Genomic DNA, 21049 nt, shown 5'->3' with positions numbered 1-21049 from the left:
CTGTTGTCGGCCGGCGCGCGGCGCGCGGCCACCGTGATATCGGTGGTGATGTCAGTCATGCGCGACCCCCAGATAGGCGTCGATCACGTCTTGGTTGCGCCGCACCTCGTCGGGCGAGCCGTCGCCGATCTTCTTGCCGTAATCCATCACCACGACGCGATCCGACAGGTCCATGACCACGCCCATGTCGTGCTCGATCAGCGCGATGGTGGTGCCGAACTCGTCGTTGAGATCGAGGATGAAGCGGCTCATGTCCTCTTTTTCCTCTACATTCATGCCCGCCATCGGCTCGTCGAGCAGCAGGATCGACGGCTCGGCGGCCAGCGCGCGCGCCAGTTCCACCCGCTTCTTCAGACCGTAAGGCAGCCGGCCGACGGGGGTCTTGCGGATATGCTGGATTTCGAGGAAGTCGATGATCCGCTCGACGCGTGCGCGGTTCTCAACCTCCTCGCGCTCGGCGCGGCCCTTCCAGATCGCCTGCGCGAAAAGCCCGGAGGACATGTGCCGGATGCGCCCCGTCATCACGTTGTCGAGCACCGACATCCCGTCGAACAGCGCGATGTTCTGGAAGGTGCGCGCGATGCCCTGCTGCGCCACCTGGTAGGGCTTCATCGCCGGGCGCTTCTCGCCCATGTACCAGACCTCGCCCTCCTGCGGCTTGTAGAATCCGCTGATGACGTTCAGCATCGACGACTTGCCGGCACCATTGGGGCCGATGATGGCGCGGATCTCGCCCTCTCGGATGTCGAAACTGATATCCTTGATCGCCACCACGCCGCCGAAGCGCAGCGTGATGTTGCGCATTTCCATCACCACGGGGCCGATGCTGCGGCCGTCCTCGGTGGTGTATCCGTCCGGGCTCATGTCGTTCATTCCGCCGCCGCCTTTGCTGTCTCAAGGGGCACCACGGCGGCGTCGCGGATCTGCAGCGTGGCGCTGATCGACCCCTTGCGACCGTCCTCGTAGGTCACTTCCGTGGTGGTGTGGATCTCGCGTGAACCATCGTAAAGCGCGGTCACCAGATCTCCAAATTTCTCCGAGATCACGTTGCGGCGCACCTTGCGGGTGCGGGTCATCTCGCCGTCATCCGCGTCAAGCTCCTTGTGCAGCACGAGGAACCTGTGCACCTGGCAATGCGCCAGCATCGGGTCCTGCGACAGGCTGCGATTGGCCTCCTCGACATGGTCCTGGATCATGTCGAGCACCTTCGGGTGTCCCGCCAGTTCCTGGTAGGAGGCATAGCCGATATTGTTGCGCTCGGCCCAGTTGCCGACCGCTGTCAGGTCGATGTTGAGAAACGCCGCGCAGATCTCCTGGTCGTTGCCGAACACCACGGCCTCGAGGATGTTGGGGTAGAATTTCAGCTTGTTCTCGACATATTTGGGCGCGAACATCCTGCCATCGGCCATCTTGCCAACGTCCTTGGCGCGGTCGATGATCCGCAGATGCCCCGAACCTTCCTCGAAGAACCCGGCATCGCCGGTGGCGACCCAGCCGTCCTCGTCCTTGGTCTTAGCGGTGCTTTCAGCGTTCTTGTAGTAATATTCGAACACCCCGGGGCCGCGGTAATAGACCTCTCCATTGGGGTCGATGCGCACCTCGACACCCGGCGCAGGCACGCCCACCGTGTCGCTGCGCACCTCGCCATCGGGCTGCAGCGTGATGAAGACCGAGGCCTCGGTCTGGCCGTAAAGCTGCTTCAGGTTGATGCCCAGCGAGCGATAGAAATCGAAGATCTCGGGGCCGATCGCCTCGCCCGCGGTATAGCCGACGCGCACGCGCGACAGCCCAAGCGTGTCCTTCAGCGGGCCATAGATCAGAGCATGCCCGAGCGCGTAGCGGACCCGGTCCATGCCGCTGACCGCGTGCCCGTCAAGAATCGCCGGCCCGACGCGCCGCGCCAGCGCCATGAAATGATCGAACAGCGCCTTTTTCAGGCGCGTCGCATCCTCCATCCGGATCATCACGTTGGTCAGCTGCGTCTCGAACACGCGCGGCGGGGCGAAGTAATAGGTCGGCCCGATCTCGCGCAGATCGGTCTGCATGGTCTCGGGGCTTTCCGGACAGTTGACGCAGAAGCCGCACCAATAAGCCTGCCCGATGGAAAAGATGAAATCGCCCACCCATGCCATCGGCAGGTAGGCGAGTACTTCCTCGTCGCGGGACAGGTGGTCGAAGTCGGCCGAGGATTTCGACGCCTCGATGATGTTGCGGTTGCTCAGCACCACGCCCTTGGGCTTGCCGGTGGTCCCCGAAGTGTAAAGCATCACGCAGACGCTGTCGTAATTCAGCTTTTCGCGGCGTGCCTTCAACGTGTCGATGAATTCGTGACGCGCCGCGCGTCCCTGCTGCTGGATGTCGATGAAGCGGTGAAGCTTCGAGTGGTCGTATTTCCGCAAGCCCCTGGGGTCGACATAGATCATGTGCTCCAGCTGGTGCAGACCCTCCTGCACCTCGATCAGCTTGTCGACCTGCTCCTGGTCCTCGACGATCGCGTAGCGCGCGCCGCAATGGTCCATGACATACGCCATCTCCTCGGCGGCGGCATCCTGGTAAAGCGGCACGGGAATCGCGCCCGCCGATTGCGCGGCGACCATCGCCCAGTAGAAATGCGGCCGGTTGCGCCCGATGATGGCGACGAAATCGCCGGTCTCCACGCCAAGGTTCAGAAGGCCCAGTGCCAGCGCCTCGATCTCCGCCTCGGCCTCGGCCCAGGTCCAGCTTTGCCAGATCCCGAATTCCTTCTCGCGGTAGGCGGGTTTGCCCCCGAACCGCGTGGCGTTGCGTTGCAAGAGCGCCGGAACGGAATCCATCCCGTCCGTCGCCTGTGACGGCTGTGCCAAATCCTTGTCCTCCCCTTTGTCCGCCTCCACGGACACGGCGTCGCCCCAAGGCGATTCTCTCCCACCCCAAGTCGTGCCTGAATATCCTTCGCGGTCAACTTTTTCCTGATCATTGCGCAATCCTTACGAATTGTAACAGACCGCGCGGGACGGTCTTGCGCCCGGTGGCCGCGGTGCTATCCACATACGCGAAAGGACGCAGTCATGCCCCCCAGCCGCGCCGATCGCGACGCCATGACCATGGCCGGGCTGAACCTCATTCAGCAGGCACTGACGATCTACGACCAGAAACTGCGCCTTGCCGTCTGCAATCGCCGTTTCCAGGAGATGTTCGACCTGCCCGACGCGCTGGTGACACCCGGCGCCGATTTCGCCGACACGATCCGCTATCTCGCGGCGCGCGGCGATTACGGTGACGTAGGCTGCGTCGATGACTTCGTGTCCACGCGCGTCGAGATCGCCCGCGCGTTCGAGCCGCATTACATGGAACGCACTCGCGCCAACGGCCGCACGATCAGCGTCGAGGGTACGCCGCTGCCGCAGGGCGGCTGGGTCACCGTCTATACCGACATCTCCACCACCAAACGGCAGGAGGCGCTGCTGCGCGCCCGCTCGGCGGAACTTTCCGACCAGCTTCTGAGCTATTCAGAGGACCTGTCGGCGGCCAACCGCGAACTCGAGGCGACGATCACCGCGCTCGAAGAGGCCAAGAGCCAGATCACCGAGGCCGAGGCACGCACGCGGCTGACCGCCGAGATGATGCCCGCGCATATCGCACATGTCGGCCCGGACCGCTGCTACACCTATTCAAACCGGCGGCTGACCTCGGTCATGCCCGGCTCGCGTGCAGATCTCATCGGCGTGCATGTCGCCGAGGTGCTGGGGCCGCAGCCGTGGTCGCTGATCCGCCCGGAGCTCGACCGCGCCTATGCAGGGCAGCCCTCGGTATTCGAATTCACCCACGAACCCAGTGCGCGCCGCATCCGCGTGGCGCTGACACCCGACCCGACCAGCGGCGGGGTCTATATCCTGTCGATGGACATCACCCGCGAAAGCCAGACCCGCGCGGCGCTGCAACAGACCCGCCGCCGCGAGATGGCGGCGCAACTGACCAGCGGTCTGGCGCATGATTTCTCGAACCTGCTGACCATCATTCTCGGGATGCAGTCGCGGCTGGGCCGCATGGGGCTTCCGGATCCCGCACAGGATCTGGTCAACGCCACGCTGGCGGCGGCGCGGCGGGGCGGCGGACTTTTGGGCCGCATCGCCGACATGACCGGCCCGCGCGAGCATGAACCGGTGCCCACCGACCTTTCGGCCTTTCTCGGCGATCTCGAGACGCTGGCCCGCTCCACGCTGCCCTCTGGCATCGCCCTGCGGATAGAAACCGAAGGCACGGCCGACCGCTACCTGCTCGATGCTGGGATGCTGCAGGATTCGCTGCTCAACCTCGTGCTCAACGCCCGCGACGCCTGCGGCAGCCGCGGCAGCATCACCATCACCGCGCACCCCGTGCAGGACACCTGGCTGGAATTCACCGTCGACGATACCGGTCCCGGCTTCACCCCCGAGGCGATCAATCACGCGCTCGACCCGTTCTTCACCACCAAGGGCGGTGAGGGATCGGGGCTGGGGCTGTCGATGGTCTACGACATGACCAAGCTTGCCGGCGGGCGCGTCACCCTGGGCAATTCCGGCGATGGCGGGCGGGTCGCGCTGCGCCTGCCGCTGCGCCCCGCCGGCACCGCGCGCCCGCCCGGCCTCGTCCTGCTGGTCGAGGACAGCCCCGACCTGCGCAGCGCGCTGCGCGAGATGCTGCGCGGCGCCGGTCACAGCGTGATCGAGGCGACCAGCGTGGACGAGGCCGCGGCGCTCATCGCGGACCTGCCGGAAATTTCGGTTGTGCTGTCGGACATCGTGCTCGAAGGACACCGCTCCGGGCTCGATCTGGCGGACGTGCCGCGCCGGGATGACTGCCCTCTGATCCTGATGACATCGCTGCCGCCCGACGACCCGCTCGCCCGCTCCGCCGCCGACCGCGCCCCGGTGCTGCGCAAGCCCTTCACCGCGCTGCAACTCGACGCGGCGCTTGCATCGGGTGACGGCGCGTGACCGCACCGCTGGTCACCATCCTCGACGACGAGCCCGAGATCCGCACGATGCTCGCCGATGCGCTTGGCGAGGCGGGGTTTCGCACCATGGCCTTCGGCCGCGCCACCGAATTCGAGGCCGCGCTGCGCCAGGCCCATCCCGATGTCTGCCTTGTGGATCTGTCGCTGCCCGATCGCGACGGGCTGGCGCTGGTGCACCGGCTGGCGCTTGAACAAGGGGCGACGGTGATCATCATATCGGGCCGCGCGCAGGTGCAGGACCGCGTCACGGGGCTGGAGCTTGGCGCCGACGACTACATCATCAAGCCGTTCGATCCGGCCGAGGTCGTGGCCCGCATCCGCGCCCGCCTGCGCCGCGGTGCGCCCGCACCGCAAACCAGCGCCACGGCGCAGTTCAACGGCTGGACCGCACATTTCGACCGCTACGTGCTGGCCGACGAGGCCGGGGTCGAGACGGCGTTCTCGCATGCCGAGGGCGAGGTGCTGCGCCTCTTTCTCGACCGCCCCAAGCGCCTGATCTCGCGCCAGGCCATGCAGGAGGGCTTGGGCGGTGCGGCAGGCGACAGCTTCGACCGCGCGATGGATGTACGCATCTCGCGCCTGCGCACCAAGCTGCGCGAGGATCCCCGCAACCCCCGCCTGATCAAGACGATCTACGGCGCGGGCTACATCTTCCTCGGTGACGTGACCTGGCTGTGACCGTTCAGGCGCGCAGCCGCAAACCCTCGGGATCAAAAGGCGGCGCGGGCAGGATGCGCGCCCGGTGCGGCTGGCCCAGCACCATCACCTCGACCTCCGTGCCCGCCGCGACATCCGGCGCGACATAGCCCAGGGCGAGGCTCTGACCCACCCAGTGCCCGTACCCCCCCGAGGTTACGCGCCCGACGCCGCGCCCGCCCTGAAAGATCGGCTCGCCCCCGGTCGCGTCGGCGTTGGAGGCCGTCACGTCGGCCTCGTCCAGCGCCATCAGAACCAGCCGCTCGCGCGGGGCGCGGCCGATCACCGCCTCCAGCGCGCCGCGATTCAGGAAATCCTTCTCCATCCGGCACAGCCGGTCGAGCCCGGCCTCCTGCGGCCAGTATTCCGGACCGTATTCGCGCCCCCAGGATCCGTAGCCCTTTTCCAGCCGCAGGCTCATCAGCGCCCGGCTGCCGACAGGGCCCGCGTGCATCTTGCGCCCTGCGTTGAGCAAAGCGTCGTAAAGCCGCGCCTGGTCGGCGGCGGCGCAATGCAACTCCCACCCGAGATCGCCGGTGAAACTGACCCGCAGCGCCAGGCAATCGACACCTGCGACCCCGATCTGCCGGCTCGCCATGAAGGGGAAATCCTCGGTCGCCAGCGACGCCTCGGTCAGCGGCTGCAACATCTCGCGCGCCTGCGGCCCCGCGACGTTGAAGCCGCAGACGGCCTCGGTCAGGCTTTCAAACACGGTGCCCTCGGGCAGCGGTACGGCGTCGAAGAACCGCCTGTGATAGCGCTCGGCTAGCCCCGAGGAAATCACCCGGAACTCGTCTGCGGCCAGCCGGGTCACGGTGGCATCGCCCGCGATCCCGCCGCGCACGCCGATCAGCGGTGTCAGGCAGGACCGGCCCACCGCGGTCGGCATCCGGTTGGCGAAGACCGCGTTCAGCCAGTCCTCGGCGCCGGGCCCCGCGACCCGGTACTTGGCGAAGTTGGAAATATCGATGATCCCGGCCCGCTCGCGCACCATGCGGCATTCCGCGCCGACCGGCCCCCACCATTTCTGCCGGGTAAAGCCTGCGCCGTCCTCGGTGCCGGGGCGATCGGCGAACCACAGCGGATGCTCCCAGCCGTAATTCAGCCCGAAAACCGCGCCCATGGCGCGCTGCGTCTCATAGACCGGCCGGGTCCGCAACGGACGTCCCGCGTCGCGCTCCTCGCCGGGGAAATGGATGGCGAAGCGATGCGCGTACTGATCACGCACCCGCGCCTTGACGAAGTCGCGATCATTCGCCCACGCCCCGAACCGCGCGATATCCCATGCGAACATGTCATGCGACATCTCGCCATGGACCAGCCATTCGGCCACCATCAACCCGATGCCCGCCGACTGGCTGAATCCCGGAATGATCCCGCAACAGGCGAAATAGCCGCGCAGTTCGGGCACCGGCCCGAGGATCACATTGGCATCGGGCGACCAGATCATCGGCCCGTTGATCACCCGCTTGATGCCGGCCTCGGCCACCGCGGGCACGCGGGTAATGGCGCGCATCATGTTGTCCTCGATCCGGTCGAGATCGTCGGGAAATAGATCATGCGCGAAATCCAAGGGCGTGCCGCCCTCGGCCCAGAACCGCATGTCGCGCTCGTAGGCGCCGATCAGCAGGCCCTTGCCCTCCTGGCGCAGGTAGTATTCGCCATCGCGATCCGCGACCGAGGGCAGCCGCCGATCCAGCGCGGCGATCGCCGGCATCGCCTCGGTGACGAAATACTGGTGCTCGGTGGGCTGCAACGGCAGTTCGATCCCGGCCAGCTTGGCAACCTCGCGCGCCCAGAGGCCGGCGGAGTTGATCACCCACGGCGTGCGGATCTCGCCGCGCGGCGTCTCGACGATCCAGCTGCCATCGGGCTGCGCCTGCGTCGCGGTCACCGGGGTGAAGCGATGGATCTCGGCGCCGCGCGCCCGCGCGCCCACGGCATAGGCATTGGTCACGCCGGACGGGTCGACATTGCCGCCATCGGGTTCGAACATGATCGAGCGGATGCCGTCGAAATCGACAAGCGGGTGCAGCCGTTCGGCCTCGTCGCGCGAGATGTCGTGGAAATTCATCCCGTAAAGCCGCGCCTTGGCGGCCTGCAACCGCAACTGGTGCGCGCGGTCCTCGGTCTGCGCGAGGTACAGGCTGCCGGGCTGGAACACCCCGCAGCTTTGGCCGGTCTCGGCCTCGAGCTCGTTGTAAAGCGTCATGGTGTAATGCTGCAGACGGCTGATATTGGCGCTGTCATGCAGCCCGTGCGTGTTGGCTGCCGCGTGCCAGGTCGACCCGCTGGTCAACTCGTCGCGCTCCAGCAGCACCACGTCGTGCCAGCCCAGTTTCGCGAGATGGTAAAGTATCGCGCATCCGATGACGCCGCCGCCGATCACGACGGCCTGTGCATGGGTTTTCATCGTGCAGCCCCCAGCTTGTCCATGGGATCAATTTGGCCTGCACGCGCGCGCCCCGATCGCCCATCCCCGACACGACATGTCGCTGCGGTTTCCTCACGCCTCGAATATCGCGGTGTTCACGCGACCGCCGTACAATACATCGAAACACGAGGGATGGCCGCGCCGCCGGGGCTTTCGAGTATTTTTGGAAAGATGAAGCGACGTGTCGCTAGTCTCCTTCGTCCGGGTCAGGCTGGCCCACACCGAGAAACACGCGTTTCAGCGGGACGATCCAGATAAAGCCCAGCACGATATAGACCAGCAACTCGATCCAGATCGAGGGGCGGTCGATCCACGCCACGAGGTTAACGGCGACGATGATATAGGCCGGCAGACCGATCAGCAGCACCACCAGCGACCAGCGTTTCCGGGCCTTGTGACTCAGCGCCATGCGTCCTCCTTGCGCGGCTCAATCCGCAAACGGGTCGGTCACGAGAATCGTGTCCTCGCGCTTCGGTGAGGTTGAAAGTAGTGCGACCGGGCAATCGATCAACTCCTCGACGCGGCGCACATACTTGATCGCGTTGGCCGGCAGATCGGCCCAGCGTCGCGCGCCTTCGGTCGATTCCGACCAGCCGGGCATGTCCTCGTAGACCGGCACGCAGCGCATCTGCTCTTCGGCGGCGATCGGCAGATGATCCAGCCGCGTCCCGTCGAGGTCGTAGCCCACGCAGATCCGCAGCGTCTCGAACCCGTCCAGCACGTCGAGCTTGGTCAGCGAGATCCCTTTGACGCCGCTGATCGCGCAGGTCTGGCGCACCAGGCACGCGTCGAACCAGCCGCAGCGCCGCTGCCGCCCGGTCACCGTGCCGAACTCGTGCCCACGCTCGCCAAGCCGCTGGCCGTCGGCATCCTGCAACTCGGTGGGGAACGGGCCTTCGCCCACGCGGGTGGTGTAGGCCTTGACGATCCCCAGCACGTAATCGATCGCGCCGGGGCCGATGCCCACCCCGGTTGCGGCCTGCCCGGCGATGGTGTTCGACGAGGTGACGAAGGGATAGGTGCCGAAATCGATGTCCAGAAGCGCGCCCTGCGCGCCCTCGAACAGGATCCGCTTGCCGGCGCGGCGCCGCTCGCCGATCACCTTCCAGACCGGCGCGGCATAGGGCAGGATGCTGGGCGCGATCTCGCGCAGGCCCTCGATCAGCGCCTCGCGATCCACCGCTTCGATCCCGAGGCCGCGGCGCAGCGGGTCGTGGTGCTGCAGCGCCCGGTCGACCCGGGCGATCAGCGTCGCCTCGTCGCCGAGATCGGCCACCCGCACCGCGCGCCGCCCGACCTTGTCCTCGTAGGCGGGGCCGATGCCGCGCCCGGTGGTTCCGATCTTGGTGCCCTTTGATGCGGCCTCTTCGCGCGCGCGGTCGAGCTGGCCGTGGATCGGCAGGATCAGCGCGGTGTTCTCGGCGATCATCAGCGTCTCGGGCGTGATCGTCACACCCTGCTCGCGGATTTTCTCGATCTCCTCGACCAGGTGCCACGGGTCGAGCACGACGCCGTTGCCGATCACCGACAGCTTGCCCGCGCGCACCACCCCCGAGGGCAGCGCGTTGAGCTTGTAGACCGTGCCGTCGATCACCAGGGTATGGCCTGCATTGTGCCCGCCCTGAAAGCGCGCGATCACGTCGGCGCGCTCGCTCAGCCAGTCGACGATCTTGCCTTTTCCCTCGTCGCCCCATTGGGCGCCCACGACGACGACGTTTGCCATGCTTTATCCTTCGGCATCAGGTCTATACCGTGGCAGGGTATAACGGCGCCGGATGGCGGGCGAAACCGCTAAATCCCGCGGGCCCTTGCGCGACAGGTTCGCGGTCCGGCTGCCGCATCGGGGTAAACTTCCCCCTCGACAGCAGAATTTTTCTGGATGAATTCACAAATCCTGACCAAGCCCCTTATTGCCTGATCCGCATGGCATTCGTTGTGCTCTTGCCGCCCCCCCCCCCCCCCCGGACATTGCCGGGTTGCGGGTGCCGGCCGGATTGCTTAGGTAAAGTGTGGAAACGCGCTCAAGTGATAGGCTCTCTGTCCCATGGAAAACGTCGTCCTGACCATCCACCTGCTTCTGGCGCTCTCGTTGATCGGGGTGGTGTTGCTGCAACGCTCCGAAGGCGGCGGGCTCGGTATGGGCGGCGGCGGGGGCGGCGCCATGAGCGGGCGCGCGGCGGCCACCGCCCTGGGCAAGCTGACATGGATCCTCGCGGCGGCGTTCATCGTCACTTCGATGACGCTGACCATCATCGCGGCTCAGCAATCGGCGGGAAGTTCCGTCCTCGACCGGATGGGCGACAGGCCGGCCCCCGTGGAAGACACCGACCCGGCGCTGCCGGATGGCGGATCGCTTCTGCCGCCCGCGGCCGATGACAGCGCACCGCTGACGCCGACCGCGGACTGACCCCCGGCCCCGACCACAAAGCGTTGCGAACTTAGCGCGCGCCACAACAGGATGTTGCGTGCGCTTGCGCCTCACAAACGGATGCTGTATGCGTCAAATCCCGTGACGGGGCGGGTTTCGCATCCCGCCCGAGGGCTTTAAGCCACGCATCATAACGCAGAATCACGGGGCTCGGCGCGCATGGCACGTTACATCTTCATCACCGGCGGCGTCGTCTCGAGCCTCGGCAAGGGGCTCGCCTCGGCGGCGCTCGGGGCGCTTTTGCAGGCGCGCGGCTTCTCGGTGAGGCTGCGCAAACTCGATCCTTATCTCAACGTGGATCCCGGCACCATGTCGCCCTTCGAACATGGCGAGGTCTTCGTTACCGATGACGGCGCCGAAACCGATCTCGATCTCGGCCATTACGAACGCTTCACCGGGGTGCCGGCGCGGATCAGCGATTCCGTCTCGTCGGGGCGCATCTATTCCAACGTGCTGGAGCGTGAGAGGCGCGGCGACTACCTTGGCAAGACCATTCAGGTGGTCCCCCACGTCACCAACGAGATCAAGGATTTCCTGAGCGTGGGCGACGACGAGGTCGATTTCATGCTCTGCGAAATCGGCGGCACCGTGGGCGATATCGAGGGGCTGCCCTTCTTCGAGGCGATCCGGCAGTTTGGCCATGATCGCGCCCGCGGGCAATGCATCTTCATGCACCTTACGCTGCTGCCCTATCTCGCAGCCTCCGGAGAGCTCAAGACAAAGCCGACCCAGCACTCGGTCAAGGAATTGCAGTCGATCGGCATCGCGCCCGACATCCTCGTCTGCCGGTCCGAGCATCCCATCCCCGAAAAGGAGCGTGAGAAGATCGCGCTGTTCTGCAACGTGCGCAAGGAACACGTGGTCGCCGCCTACGACCTGGGGTCGATCTACGAGGCACCGCTGGCCTATCACCGCGAGGGGCTGGACCAGGCGGTGCTCGACGCCTTCCAGATCAGCCCGGCGCCGCGCCCCGACCTGACCGTGTGGAAGGATGTCGTCGACCGCATTCACAACACCGACGGCGCGGTCAACATCGCCATCGTCGGCAAGTATGTGCAGCTGGAAGACGCCTACAAGTCGATCCGTGAGGCGCTGACGCATGGCGGCATGGCCAACCGCGTCAAGGTCAACGTGCAATGGGTCGATGCCGAGGTGTTCGAGCGCGAGGACCCCGCGGCGCATCTCGAGGGGTTCCATGCCATCCTCGTGCCCGGCGGCTTCGGCGAGCGCGGCACGGAAGGAAAGATCCGCGCGGCGGAATTCGCGCGCACCCGCAAGATCCCCTATCTCGGCATATGCCTCGGCATGCAGATGGCGGTGATCGAGGCGGCGCGCAACGTCGCCGGGCTCACGCAGGCCGGATCGGAAGAGTTCGACCTCGAGGCCGGGGGGAAACGGTTCGAGCCGGTGGTCTACCACCTCAAGGAATGGGTGCAGGGCAACGAGAAGGTGCAGCGCAAGGTCAGCGACGACAAGGGCGGCACCATGCGCCTCGGGGCCTATGACGCGGTTCTCAAGGCGGGCAGCCGCGTGGCGGGCATCTATGGCGGCACCGACATAGACGAACGGCACCGCCACCGCTACGAGGTCGATACCCGCTACCGCGAGAAGCTGGAAGACTGCGGTCTGACCTTCTCGGGCATGTCGCCGGATGGCCGCCTGCCGGAAATCGTCGAATGGTCGGATCACCCGTGGTTCATTGGCGTGCAGTACCACCCCGAACTGAAATCGAAACCCTTCGCGCCGCACCCACTGTTTGCCGACTTCGTGCGCGCCGCGATAGAGACCTCACGCCTCGTCTGAAACGCGCCGCCCCGCATGCCGAGATTTTCCGGTTTGCGGCGCGCCGCGCATCGCCCTATATCACGGTCATGTTTGCAGATCTTCTCAACCGGCTGGTTCAACCCGAACCCGATCCGCTCGATGACGGCGACGCGCGGCTCGCCCTCACGGCCCTCATGGTGCGCATCGCGCGCAGCGACGGAGATTACGACGCCGACGAGTCGCGGCGCATCACCCGGATCATCACCACCCGCTACGCCCTGTCGCCGTCCGAGGCAGAAACGCTGCGGCGCGACGCCGAGACGCTCGAGGGCGAGGCGCCCGACACCGTGCGCTTCACCCGTGCGATCAAGGACGCGGTCCCCTACGAGGAACGTCTCGCGGTGATCGAGGCGCTGTGGCAAGTGGCCCTTGCCGATGGCGCGCGCGATGCCAGCGAGGATGCGCTGCTGCGGCTGGTGTCGAACTTCCTCGGGATCTCCGACCGCGACAGCGCGCTTGCCCGCCAAAAGGTCGGCACCGGCGGGAACGGCTGACTTTACAGCGTTCCCCGTGCATTGCGCGTTGCATTGGTCAGTGTTTTCGTCCCTAGTGACGGGGGTGTGACACAGATCACTATTTCAGGGGGACGTGCGTGACGACAGATCCGGTGCTCGAGATCCGCAACCTTCACAAGGCTTACGGCGCACTCGAGGTCATCAAAGGCGTGGACATCACCGCGCGGCGCGGCGAGGTCGTGTCGCTCATCGGCTCGTCGGGATCCGGCAAGTCCACGCTGCTGCGCTGCGCCAACCTTCTGGAAGACAGCCAGCAGGGCGAGATCCTCTTCAAGGGCGAACCGGTGGCGTGGAAGGGTACCGGCGGGCATCGCCGGCCCGCCGACGCGCGGCAGGTCCTGCGCATCCGCACCAACCTGTCGATGGTCTTTCAGCAATTCAATCTCTGGGCGCACATGACCATCCTGCAGAACGTGATGGAGGCGCCGGTCACCGTGCTGGGCCGCGACCGCGCCGAGGCCGAGCGGGCCGCGCGCGGCTATCTCGACAAGGTCGGGATCGGCGAAAAATGCACGATGTATCCCGCCCAGCTATCCGGCGGCCAACAACAGCGCGCGGCCATCGCCCGGGCGCTCGCGATGGAGCCCGAGGCGCTTCTCTTCGACGAACCGACCTCGGCGCTCGACCCAGAGCTCGAACAGGAGGTGATCCGCGTCATCAAGGATCTCGCGGGCGAGGGGCGCACGATGATGCTAGTCACCCACGACATGAACATGGCCCGCGATGTCAGCGATCACGTCGTGTTCCTCCATCAGGGCCTGATCGAGGAAGAGGGGCCGCCCGAGGCGCTGTTCAACGCCCCGGAATCGACGCGGCTGCAGGGCTTTCTCAGCTCGACCATGGCTGCCTGACGTCACCAACCAAGAGGGAGTAAGACAATGAAAAAACTCATGATATCCACGGCCGCCGTCGCCATGATGGCCGGTATGGCCATGGCGCAGGACGTCGTGCGCCTAGGCACCGAGGGCGCCTACCCGCCCTGGAACTTCATCAACGACGCGGGCGAGGTCGACGGGTTCGAGCGTGACCTCGGCGACGAACTGTGCATGCGCGCCGAGCTCAACTGCGAATGGGTGACGTCGGACTGGGACAGCATCATTCCCAACCTCGTCTCGGGCAATTACGACGCCATCATCGCCGGCATGTCGATCACCGACGAGCGCGACGAGGTGATCGATTTCACCCAGAACTACACGCCGCCCGACCCCTCGGCCTATCTCGGCATGTCCGATGACGTGGACGTGGCAAACGGCGTGATCGCGGCCCAGACCGGCACGATCCACGCCGGCTACGTGGCCGAGACGGGCGCCACGCTGGTCGAGTTCGCCACGCCGGACGAGACCATCGCCGCCGTGCGCAACGGCGAGGCAGACGCGGTGCTCGCCGACAAATCCTACCTCGCGGCGATCGCCGAGAACGACCGCGATCTGCGCTTCGTCGCCGAGGAGGTGCCGCTCGGCGGCGGCGTCGGCATCGGGGTGCGCGAATCCGACGCGGAACTGCGCCAGACCTTCGACGCCGCGATCCAGTCGATGAAGGATGACGGCTCGCTCAACGACCTGATCGAGAAATGGGACGTCTCCTCGACCTTCTGATCGCGCCCCGCCCCCCGCGCCGCGCGGGGGGCCTGCCAGTCTCGGGAGGCCGCCATTTTTTCCAACTGCGCCGATCCTGCCAGCCTCGAGGGCCTGAAATGGCTGTTGTGCTACCTGACCACGGTAAAGCACGCCAATCTCTACATCGCCACCGGCACGGTGCTGTTGCTGCTGGCGATCACCGCGCCCACGGCGCTTCTCTTCGGCTTTGGCGGGGCGATGGCCGCGCGCTCGCGGATCTGGCCGATCAGCTGGCTCGGCAAGGGCTATATCGCCATCGTTCGCGGCGTACCGGATATCGCGTTCTTCCTGTTCTTCGTGATCGCCCTCGACCAGCTGTTCGAGGCGATCCGCCACAAGATCAAATGCCCCGACTGGGATCAGCCGATCTGGCAAGGCAATGATTTCGTGGTCTGCCAGGCGGCCAAGCTGCCGCTGGGCAATGCCCCGCAATGGGTGCACGAGACCTACGGCTTCTTCATCGCCGTGCTGACCTTCGCCATCGTCTTCGGGGCGTTCGCGGCGAACGTGCTTTACGGCGCCATGCGCGCCGTGCCCCACGCCCAGATCGAGACCGCCGAGGCGTATGGCATGAACGCCCGCCAGACCTTCTGGCGTATCCTCGTGCCGCAGATGTGGGTCTATGCCCTGCCCGGCCTCAGCAATCTGTGGATGGTGCTGACCAAGGCCACGCCGCTGCTCTTTTTGCTGGGGGTCGAGGATATCGTCTACTGGGCGCGCGAACTGGGCGGCACCGCCAACCCGCGCTTCACTGACTACCCGCATGGCGACTGGCGGATGTGGTATTTCCTCGCCCTTCTGGTCTTCTATCTCGCCCTGACCAAGGTCTCCGAGGTGTTTCTCGAACGGATGATGCAGCGTCTGACCCACGGTCAAGCCACCACCGGCGGCGACGCGCAAAGGAAAGCCGCATGAGCTGCTGGCAGACCATCCAGGATTACGGCCTGCGCAGCCTCGGGATCGGCGAGCGCCTGCTGCCGCGCGAGGGCTATACGCTGTGCGAGCATTTCACGCTGATCGGCTCGGGGCTGATCTGGAACGTCTATTTCGGCACCTTCGCCCTTCTGGCGGGGTTCTTCCTAGCCACCGCCGTTGCAGTGGGCAAGGGCGCGGCCAACCCGTTGATCCGCAAGCCCTCGGAATGGTTCATCTTCGTCTTCCGGGGCTCGCCGCTCTTCATCCAGTTCTTCTTCGCCTATTTCCTCTTTCTCTCGCTGAAATCGATGTCCCCCGCCTTCGACGCCTTCACCTCGGCGTGGCTCGGGGCGCTGGTCGTGCTCTTTCTCAACACCGCCGCCTATTCGGGAGAGATCTTCTACGGTGCGCTGCGCTCGATCCCGCGCGGCGATGTCGAGGCGGCGGATGCCTACGGCTTCTCCGGCCTGCCGCGCTTTCGCAAGATCATCTGGCCCACCATGCTGAGGCTGGCGTGGCCCGCCTACACGAACGAGGCGATATTCCTCTTTCACGCTACCACCCTGGTGTTCTTTTCCGGCTTCCCGGCGTGGCAGCAACGCGGCGACGCGCTCTATTACGCGAATTTCTTCGCCGACAAGACCTTCAACCCCTTCGTGCCCTACCCGATTCTCGCGGGCTATTTCATCCTCGTGACGCTGGCGATCATCGGGCTGTTCGGGCTGATCAACCGCCGCCTCAACCGCCACCTGCCGCAAGAGGCGCGGCGCGGGCTGCGGCTGCGCGTCAACGTGATCCGCTAGGCATGCTGCCGCGCGTCCTCGTCCTGCTGCCCGCCGCCGGGGTCTCGGCGCGGATGCGGGGCCGCGACAAGCTGCTGGAACCGGTGCGCGGCCAGCCCCTGCTGCGCGACCGCGTGGCGGCGGCGCTGGATCTGGGCCTCGATGTCGCGGTGACGCTGCCGCCCGACCGCCCAGAGCGTGCGGGCATCTTGCGCGATCTCGCCGGGCCGCGGCTGCAGATGATCGAGGTCGCGGATGCGGCGACGGGTCTGTCGGCCTCGCTGCGCGTCGGCGCGGACCGGGCGCGCGCAGGGGGATATGCCGGGCTGATGGTGGTCCTGCCCGACCTGCCGGATCTCTTGACGCAAGACTTCAGGACCGTCCTGCAATCCTATGATTCCAAATCCATCCTGCGCGCCACGGCAGAGGACGGCACCGCGGGGCACCCGGTGATCTTCCCGGCCCGGGCCCTGCCAGCGCTGGCGCGGCTGACCGGCGACGCGGGCGCGCGCGACATCCTGCGCACGCATCCCGTGATCCATGTCGCCCTGCCCGGCACCCGCGCCACGACCGACCTCGACACGCCAGAGGCCTGGGCGGCGTGGCGCGCCCGCGGCGGGCGCTGACGCGCCCTCTTGCCACCGCACCGCCGCTCCCGCATCCTGCGCCGCAAAGGAGACCCCTAGCATGAACGATGATAGCACCAGCGACACCGACCAGAACACCCGCCACAACGAGAAGATGAAGAAGATCAAGGCGGCCCGCGAGCGCATGATGGCCACCAAGACCGAGGAAAAGGGCCTCATCATGGTCCATACCGGGCCCGGCAAGGGCAAGTCCTCGTCAGGGTTCGGGATGATCATGCGCTGCATCGCGCATGGCATGCCCTGCGCCGTGGTGCAGTTCATCAAGGGCAACTGGGAGACCGGCGAAAAGACCTTCCTGCGCACGCGCTTCGCCGACGAATGCCGGTTCTTCGTGTCGGGCGAAGGCTTCACCTGGGACACGCAGGACCGCGAACGCGACATTGCCGCGGCCCGCAACGGCTGGCAAATCGCACAGGAGCAGATCCTCGATCCGGGCATCCGCTTCGTGATGCTCGACGAGATCAACATCGCGCTGCGCTACGATTATCTCGACATCGACGAGGTGGTCGCCTTCCTTCAGGACCACAAGCCCGAGATGACGCATGTCCTGCTCACGGGGCGCAACGCCAAGCCCGAACTGCTGGAGGCCGCCGACCTCGTGACCGAGATGACACTGCTCAAACACCCCTTCCGCGACGGCATCAAGGCCCAGCCCGGCGTGGAATTCTGACGCGCCCCCGAGCGCCCGCGAACCCCGGCCGCTTGCGCCCCGCGCGGCAGACAAGCGATCACGAGGCTCGGCTAAGACCTGCGCCAGCCGACCGACATGCCGAAGCATGAGATGGCGCATACACTTCTTGCAAGACAACATTATTGCCGAATCAACCGCAACGTGGTAACTTTATTTCATTGTCAGGTGACGATTTCTGCTTTCCGCGGTTATTTTATTGCGATGGCGATCTGTTTTCATGAACTCTTTTGAAATGGAGGCTCGTTATGGCCAAGAGAACGAAGAAGTCCTCTGTCGATTCCGATAATGAATTCGACGAACCCCAGGTCCCGGACACACAGGAAGACGGCACCGACGATCTCGAAGACGAGATCGACGACGTCGAAATGCTCAACCCTCCGGACGACGAGGCGCTTGCCGAGCAACTCGACGGCGACGAGATGGCCGGGCCATCGCTTGACGACGATATTTCCGGCGACGTCATGGAAGCGAAGCAACAGATAGAGCATATGCTCATGGGCAAGACCGAGGCCGCCGCCGCGGCTCAGGGGCTTGTCGACGTCGACAAGGACGACATGATCCAGGGCGTGGGTATCGGCTCACCGGAAATCGACATGGATCAGGTCGGGCTCGACGGGCCGGGCGCGTCCGTGCTCAACGTCTACGTGGCGGAAAAGCTCAATCAGGAAGAGTGCCGCAGGGTGCTTTTCGACGATTACGCCGTGAAATCCGTCGGCGACGAAAACATGGCGCTCAACATTTTCGAAACCGGCATCATCGACACCCAGCCGCACCGGCACAAGCAACGCCCGGCGCCTTGCGGCATATCGGTTGGCCATTTCCGGATCACGGCGGGAACGCTTGGCGCGCTGGCGACGGGGCGGAAAGCCCCCCGCAACAGGCGCGTCCTGATGCTGTCCAACAACCACGTCCTGGCGAATTCGAATCAAGGAAGCTTCGGTGATTCGATCATCCAGCCCGGACGGGCAGACGGCGGACAAAGTCCCCGCGACCGGGTGGCGATCCTTGAAAAATACGTGCCCATCAACTTCTCCGGCGGCGCCAACTACGTCGACTGTGCGACGGGATGGTGCTGGCATAAACGTGTCCGGCGCGAGTTCATCTACCGGTCCGGCGGCGGCTTTCGCCTCTTCCGCGTGTCATCCAATCCCAGAGCGGCCTTTCGCGGCATGATTGTCGGCAAGACCGGTCGGACGACACAGCTAAAGGCAGGACGCGTGACGGACACGTCGGCCACGATCCGTGTGAATTTCGGCGGCGGCCGGGTGGCGCTCTTCCGCGATCAGCTTGCCATCCGGGGCCTGTCGGGCAACTTCAGCGCCGGGGGCGACTCTGGGTCCCTGATCTGGACCTGGGACAGGGCACGCAGGCCTGTCGGCCTTCTCTTTGCCGGCGGCGGTGGCGTCACATTCGGCAACAAGATCGGCAGGGTGTTGAGTGCGCTCGACCTTCGGCTGCGGACCTGATCGCCTGAGCCATGAAGAAGGCGGCGCCGATATGCTGCATTTCGGCGCCGCCTGTGTTAGACTATCGTCGACAACTAAGGTTCGGAGACCGCCATGGAAGATGCAGCAATGCCATACAACCCGGAAGATACCCCGGCAAGCCGGGTGCAGTCCGCCTTCGAAGAGAAATACCTCGATGTCGACGGTGTGCTCGGCGTGGGCCTTGGGCAGAATGCGCATGGAGACGATGCAATCGTCGTCTATCTCAGGGATAGCGGTGCCTCGGCCTTGATTCCAAAGCGGTTCAAGGACATCGATGTCGTGCCCGAAGTGGTGGGCGAGATCGACGCCTATTAGGGCGTGCCGCCTTCCTTCGCATGCACGCGCCGCGCCCTGAATTATCGATTCCGGATATACAAGACGCTCAAGAACGGTTTCGACTTTCCAGCAACATACTCTCGATAAGACCGGATCGGCGTCGCCACCGGTTCCTGCTCCAACCCGGAATTCCACCTGCGTCCGATGCGGCACGACACACCGCCTTCTCATACCCTGTGAACCCTTTCCCAGCATATCGCGCTTTCTGGAAGCGCGCAGGCGTTGGATACCGGATTTCGGCGCGCGGCATCTCATCGGCGAATGCCATACCCGTCGCGACTGCTCTAACGAACACGTCATCGGCTCGCGTGGTCATGCCGACCCCTTTCAGATTGGCGTTCGCGTCAGACCGGCGCTTTCGACCACCGCATCGAGGTCGTCGATCCAGCGACCCAGGGAAAACTTGTCGACCTTGCGATCCGACAGCCCCGAGCCACGCGGATCATAGAGAATGAGGGTGCGCCCGTTGGACAGGACGTCGAACCAGTGCCGCCAGACGGCGCTCTGCCGGTCGAGGTGGAGATGCGTGAACCAGTTCGCCACTCTGACCAGCGGCGGGCCCTCCCCGGATCGGGCAAGCGCGATCCCGACGCCATCCGCTGACGTGCAAAATCCCACATGCTATTTCATGGTGGTAGTCTACACGCCGCCAACACCTCCATAAAGTCACCGGTGGCGAGGGGCGTTCCGATGCCCGTCCCTGCCTGTGTGTCGTCAGATAATTTGGAACAGAAGAGCGGGTTTTCGTTTGGAGGCTCTGGGTCACCGTGGGTTGATGTTGCGCGTTTTCAGTTTGGTGGCGCAAGCGCCGGGTGAGCATGGTTTTGCGTTTTATCTCCTCTCGCTGTTCCAGGATCTGCTCGCCCCGTCCGAAGGAGACGTCGGCGGGTGTCAGGTTTCCCAGGCTCTCGTGATACCTTCGGGTGGTGTGGTATTCGACGACGTCGCGGATGTGGTGTTCGAGGTCCCCCCGCAGGAAGTAATGCTCGAGCAGAACACGGGGCTTCATGGTCTGGTGCCACCGTTCGATCTTGCCTTGGGTCTGCGGGTGGTACGGCGCCCCGCGGACATGATCCATGTACTTGTCCTCGAGGTAATCGGCCAGGTCGCCCGCTATGCAAGATGAGCCGTTGTCGCTGAGCAGCCTTGGTTTGGCGATCACGGTGGCGCTGTCGCAGCCCGACACGTCCAGGGCCAGGTCCAGCGTGGAGGTCGCATCCTCGACCTTCATCGTCGTGCAGAGCTTCCAGGCGATGATGTAGCGGCTGTGATCCGACGGTTCCGTGTCCGACTATCAGCGGATGTTCTTGCTGGCAGTACTGTTACGCGCCAGAACTGTGACGCGGGCGACTGTGAACACAGCCCTTCAATGGCTTCAAAATAGGTCAGTGGCGAAAGAGACGCGCGCCATGGCTGCAATCTTTGCCGCAAAGCAGGGTGTAGCCCAGCAAAAGCGTACAGTGCGCACCTCTTATGAGGACGAGCCTTCCGACTATGTAAAGAAGGGTCCTGTCGCGGGGTTGGTGGAAATTGGGAGGGCGGCGTAATCTCCAGGTGTTGAAACAACCATGAACGGCGGCTGGCACCGCCTAAGGAGATTACGCCATTGCAGAGACTACCAAGACCGACCGCGCTGCGCCACTCATCGGGGGCGACTGGACGGATCCGCTCGAGGACGGCGTCCGCAGCCGGGTGCGGGATTT

General features: G+C 65.2%; 20 protein-coding genes and 1 pseudogene. 13 read left to right on the top strand and 8 right to left on the bottom strand.

Features of this window, described 5'->3' with window-relative positions; all coding sequences use genetic code 11:
- Nucleotides 1-51 precede the first annotated feature (51 nt).
- Complete coding sequence (locus V8324_RS03780) at nucleotides 52-873, bottom strand: ABC transporter ATP-binding protein (RefSeq protein ID WP_336418589.1); 822 nt, start codon at nucleotides 871-873, stop codon at nucleotides 52-54.
- A complete protein-coding gene (locus V8324_RS03775; RefSeq protein ID WP_336418588.1) occupies nucleotides 870-2813 on the bottom strand; it encodes an AMP-binding protein in 1944 nt (647 codons plus the stop codon). The genes V8324_RS03780 and V8324_RS03775 overlap by 4 nt, the downstream gene beginning before the upstream one ends.
- Before the next feature lie 234 nt (nucleotides 2814-3047).
- On the opposite strand from V8324_RS03775, the gene V8324_RS03770 reads away from it, so the two are divergent.
- Both V8324_RS03770 and V8324_RS03765 read left to right on the top strand, forming a co-directional pair.
- Nucleotides 3048-4955, top strand: a complete 1908-nt coding sequence (locus V8324_RS03770) for a hybrid sensor histidine kinase/response regulator (protein ID WP_336418587.1) — start codon at nucleotides 3048-3050, stop codon at nucleotides 4953-4955.
- Nucleotides 4952-5653, top strand: coding sequence for a response regulator transcription factor (locus tag V8324_RS03765; RefSeq protein ID WP_336418586.1), 702 nt, complete (start codon nucleotides 4952-4954; stop codon nucleotides 5651-5653). Before V8324_RS03770 ends, V8324_RS03765 begins: the two co-directional genes overlap by 4 nt.
- Nucleotides 5654-5657: 4 nt before the next feature.
- Here V8324_RS03765 and V8324_RS03760 read toward each other — a convergent pair whose 3' ends face one another.
- From V8324_RS03760 to V8324_RS03750, 3 genes are all read right to left on the bottom strand, one after another.
- Nucleotides 5658-8084 (bottom strand): GcvT family protein, encoded by a 2427-nt coding sequence (locus V8324_RS03760; protein ID WP_336418585.1) that lies wholly within the window; start codon nucleotides 8082-8084, stop codon nucleotides 5658-5660.
- 208 nt (nucleotides 8085-8292) lie between these two features.
- A complete protein-coding gene (locus V8324_RS03755) occupies nucleotides 8293-8514 on the bottom strand; it encodes a DUF2842 domain-containing protein (protein ID WP_336418584.1) in 222 nt (73 codons plus the stop codon).
- An 18-nt stretch (nucleotides 8515-8532) separates the two neighbouring features.
- Nucleotides 8533-9828 (bottom strand): adenylosuccinate synthase, encoded by a 1296-nt coding sequence (locus V8324_RS03750; RefSeq protein ID WP_336418583.1) that lies wholly within the window; start codon nucleotides 9826-9828, stop codon nucleotides 8533-8535.
- 321 nt (nucleotides 9829-10149) lie between these two features.
- Between V8324_RS03750 and secG the strand changes: the two genes are divergently transcribed.
- The 9 genes from secG to cobO all read left to right on the top strand — a co-directional run bounded on the left by secG (nucleotide 10150) and on the right by cobO (nucleotide 17502).
- The gene (gene secG / locus V8324_RS03745; protein ID WP_336418582.1) at nucleotides 10150-10512 is read left to right on the top strand and encodes a preprotein translocase subunit SecG; all 363 of its coding nucleotides are present in this window, start codon (nucleotides 10150-10152) and stop codon (nucleotides 10510-10512) included.
- 180 nt (nucleotides 10513-10692) lie between these two features.
- On the top strand, nucleotides 10693-12336 hold the full coding sequence (locus V8324_RS03740) for a CTP synthase (protein WP_336418581.1): 1644 nt from the start codon (nucleotides 10693-10695) through the stop codon (nucleotides 12334-12336).
- Nucleotides 12337-12404: 68 nt separating this feature from the next.
- On the top strand, nucleotides 12405-12851 hold the full coding sequence (locus V8324_RS03735) for a tellurite resistance TerB family protein (protein WP_336418580.1): 447 nt from the start codon (nucleotides 12405-12407) through the stop codon (nucleotides 12849-12851).
- A 98-nt stretch (nucleotides 12852-12949) separates the two neighbouring features.
- Nucleotides 12950-13723, top strand: coding sequence for an ABC transporter ATP-binding protein (locus V8324_RS03730; protein ID WP_336418579.1), 774 nt, complete (start codon nucleotides 12950-12952; stop codon nucleotides 13721-13723).
- Nucleotides 13724-13750: 27 nt separating this feature from the next.
- A complete protein-coding gene (locus V8324_RS03725; protein WP_336418578.1) occupies nucleotides 13751-14467 on the top strand; it encodes a transporter substrate-binding domain-containing protein in 717 nt (238 codons plus the stop codon).
- Nucleotides 14468-14521: 54 nt separating this feature from the next.
- Nucleotides 14522-15403 (top strand): ABC transporter permease, encoded by an 882-nt coding sequence (locus V8324_RS03720; RefSeq protein WP_336418668.1) that lies wholly within the window; start codon nucleotides 14522-14524, stop codon nucleotides 15401-15403.
- Nucleotides 15400-16206, top strand: coding sequence for an ABC transporter permease (locus V8324_RS03715; protein ID WP_336418577.1), 807 nt, complete (start codon nucleotides 15400-15402; stop codon nucleotides 16204-16206). The genes V8324_RS03720 and V8324_RS03715 overlap by 4 nt, the downstream gene beginning before the upstream one ends.
- Nucleotides 16207-16208: 2 nt before the next feature.
- Nucleotides 16209-16811: a nucleotidyltransferase family protein gene (locus V8324_RS03710; protein WP_336418576.1), complete on the top strand. Its 603-nt coding sequence runs from the start codon at nucleotides 16209-16211 to the stop codon at nucleotides 16809-16811.
- Between the two features lie 61 nt (nucleotides 16812-16872).
- On the top strand, nucleotides 16873-17502 hold the full coding sequence (cobO, locus tag V8324_RS03705) for a cob(I)yrinic acid a,c-diamide adenosyltransferase (RefSeq protein WP_336418575.1): 630 nt from the start codon (nucleotides 16873-16875) through the stop codon (nucleotides 17500-17502).
- A gap of 236 nt (nucleotides 17503-17738) precedes the next feature.
- Here the strand turns inward: cobO and V8324_RS03700 are convergent, their stop codons facing one another.
- A complete protein-coding gene (locus V8324_RS03700) occupies nucleotides 17739-18011 on the bottom strand; it encodes a hypothetical protein (RefSeq protein WP_336418574.1) in 273 nt (90 codons plus the stop codon).
- A gap of 6 nt (nucleotides 18012-18017) precedes the next feature.
- Here V8324_RS03700 and V8324_RS03695 point away from each other — a divergent pair, with 6 nt between their 5' ends.
- Both V8324_RS03695 and V8324_RS03690 read left to right on the top strand, forming a co-directional pair.
- Complete coding sequence (locus tag V8324_RS03695) at nucleotides 18018-18989, top strand: hypothetical protein (protein WP_336418573.1); 972 nt, start codon at nucleotides 18018-18020, stop codon at nucleotides 18987-18989.
- A 93-nt stretch (nucleotides 18990-19082) separates the two neighbouring features.
- Entirely contained in the window at nucleotides 19083-19325 is a 243-nt protein-coding gene (locus V8324_RS03690) for a hypothetical protein (protein WP_336418572.1), read from the top strand.
- A gap of 348 nt (nucleotides 19326-19673) precedes the next feature.
- On the opposite strand, the gene V8324_RS03685 is transcribed toward V8324_RS03690, so the two are convergent.
- Both V8324_RS03685 and V8324_RS03680 read right to left on the bottom strand, forming a co-directional pair.
- Nucleotides 19674-19964 carry an alpha/beta fold hydrolase gene (locus V8324_RS03685; protein ID WP_336418571.1) on the bottom strand — a complete coding sequence of 97 codons (291 nt, stop codon included), beginning with the start codon at nucleotides 19962-19964 and terminating at the stop codon, nucleotides 19674-19676.
- A gap of 163 nt (nucleotides 19965-20127) precedes the next feature.
- A pseudogene (locus V8324_RS03680) lies at nucleotides 20128-20619 on the bottom strand (integrase core domain-containing protein); the annotation flags it as partial.
- Between the last annotated feature and the right edge of the window lie 430 nt (nucleotides 20620-21049).

The organism is Roseovarius sp. D22-M7, from assembly GCF_037083785.1.
Taxonomy (GTDB): Bacteria; Pseudomonadota; Alphaproteobacteria; order Rhodobacterales; family Rhodobacteraceae; genus Roseovarius.
This window is presented reverse-complemented; position numbering and strand designations above follow the sequence as displayed.

What these genes read in the sequence shown, in the direction of transcription:
- cobO (WP_336418575.1), top strand. Translation starts at nt 16,873, where the DNA reads ATGAACGATGATAGCACCAGCGACACCGACCAGAACACCCGCCACAAC.
- V8324_RS03715 (WP_336418577.1), top strand. Translation starts at nt 15,400, where the DNA reads ATGAGCTGCTGGCAGACCATCCAGGATTACGGCCTGCGCAGCCTCGGG.
- V8324_RS03710 (WP_336418576.1), top strand. Translation starts at nt 16,209, where the DNA reads ATGCTGCCGCGCGTCCTCGTCCTGCTGCCCGCCGCCGGGGTCTCGGCG.
- V8324_RS03755 (WP_336418584.1), bottom strand. Translation starts at nt 8,514, where the DNA reads ATGGCGCTGAGTCACAAGGCCCGGAAACGCTGGTCGCTGGTGGTGCTG.
- V8324_RS03740 (WP_336418581.1), top strand. Translation starts at nt 10,693, where the DNA reads ATGGCACGTTACATCTTCATCACCGGCGGCGTCGTCTCGAGCCTCGGC.
- V8324_RS03700 (WP_336418574.1), bottom strand. Translation starts at nt 18,011, where the DNA reads ATGCTCTATCTGTTGCTTCGCTTCCATGACGTCGCCGGAAATATCGTC.
- secG (WP_336418582.1), top strand. Translation starts at nt 10,150, where the DNA reads ATGGAAAACGTCGTCCTGACCATCCACCTGCTTCTGGCGCTCTCGTTG.
- V8324_RS03725 (WP_336418578.1), top strand. Translation starts at nt 13,751, where the DNA reads ATGAAAAAACTCATGATATCCACGGCCGCCGTCGCCATGATGGCCGGT.
- V8324_RS03780 (WP_336418589.1), bottom strand. Translation starts at nt 873, where the DNA reads ATGAACGACATGAGCCCGGACGGATACACCACCGAGGACGGCCGCAGC.
- V8324_RS03770 (WP_336418587.1), top strand. Translation starts at nt 3,048, where the DNA reads ATGCCCCCCAGCCGCGCCGATCGCGACGCCATGACCATGGCCGGGCTG.
- V8324_RS03695 (WP_336418573.1), top strand. Translation starts at nt 18,018, where the DNA reads ATGGGCAAGACCGAGGCCGCCGCCGCGGCTCAGGGGCTTGTCGACGTC.
- V8324_RS03760 (WP_336418585.1), bottom strand. Translation starts at nt 8,084, where the DNA reads ATGAAAACCCATGCACAGGCCGTCGTGATCGGCGGCGGCGTCATCGGA.
- V8324_RS03750 (WP_336418583.1), bottom strand. Translation starts at nt 9,828, where the DNA reads ATGGCAAACGTCGTCGTCGTGGGCGCCCAATGGGGCGACGAGGGAAAA.
- V8324_RS03735 (WP_336418580.1), top strand. Translation starts at nt 12,405, where the DNA reads ATGTTTGCAGATCTTCTCAACCGGCTGGTTCAACCCGAACCCGATCCG.
- V8324_RS03690 (WP_336418572.1), top strand. Translation starts at nt 19,083, where the DNA reads ATGGAAGATGCAGCAATGCCATACAACCCGGAAGATACCCCGGCAAGC.
- V8324_RS03775 (WP_336418588.1), bottom strand. Translation starts at nt 2,813, where the DNA reads ATGGATTCCGTTCCGGCGCTCTTGCAACGCAACGCCACGCGGTTCGGG.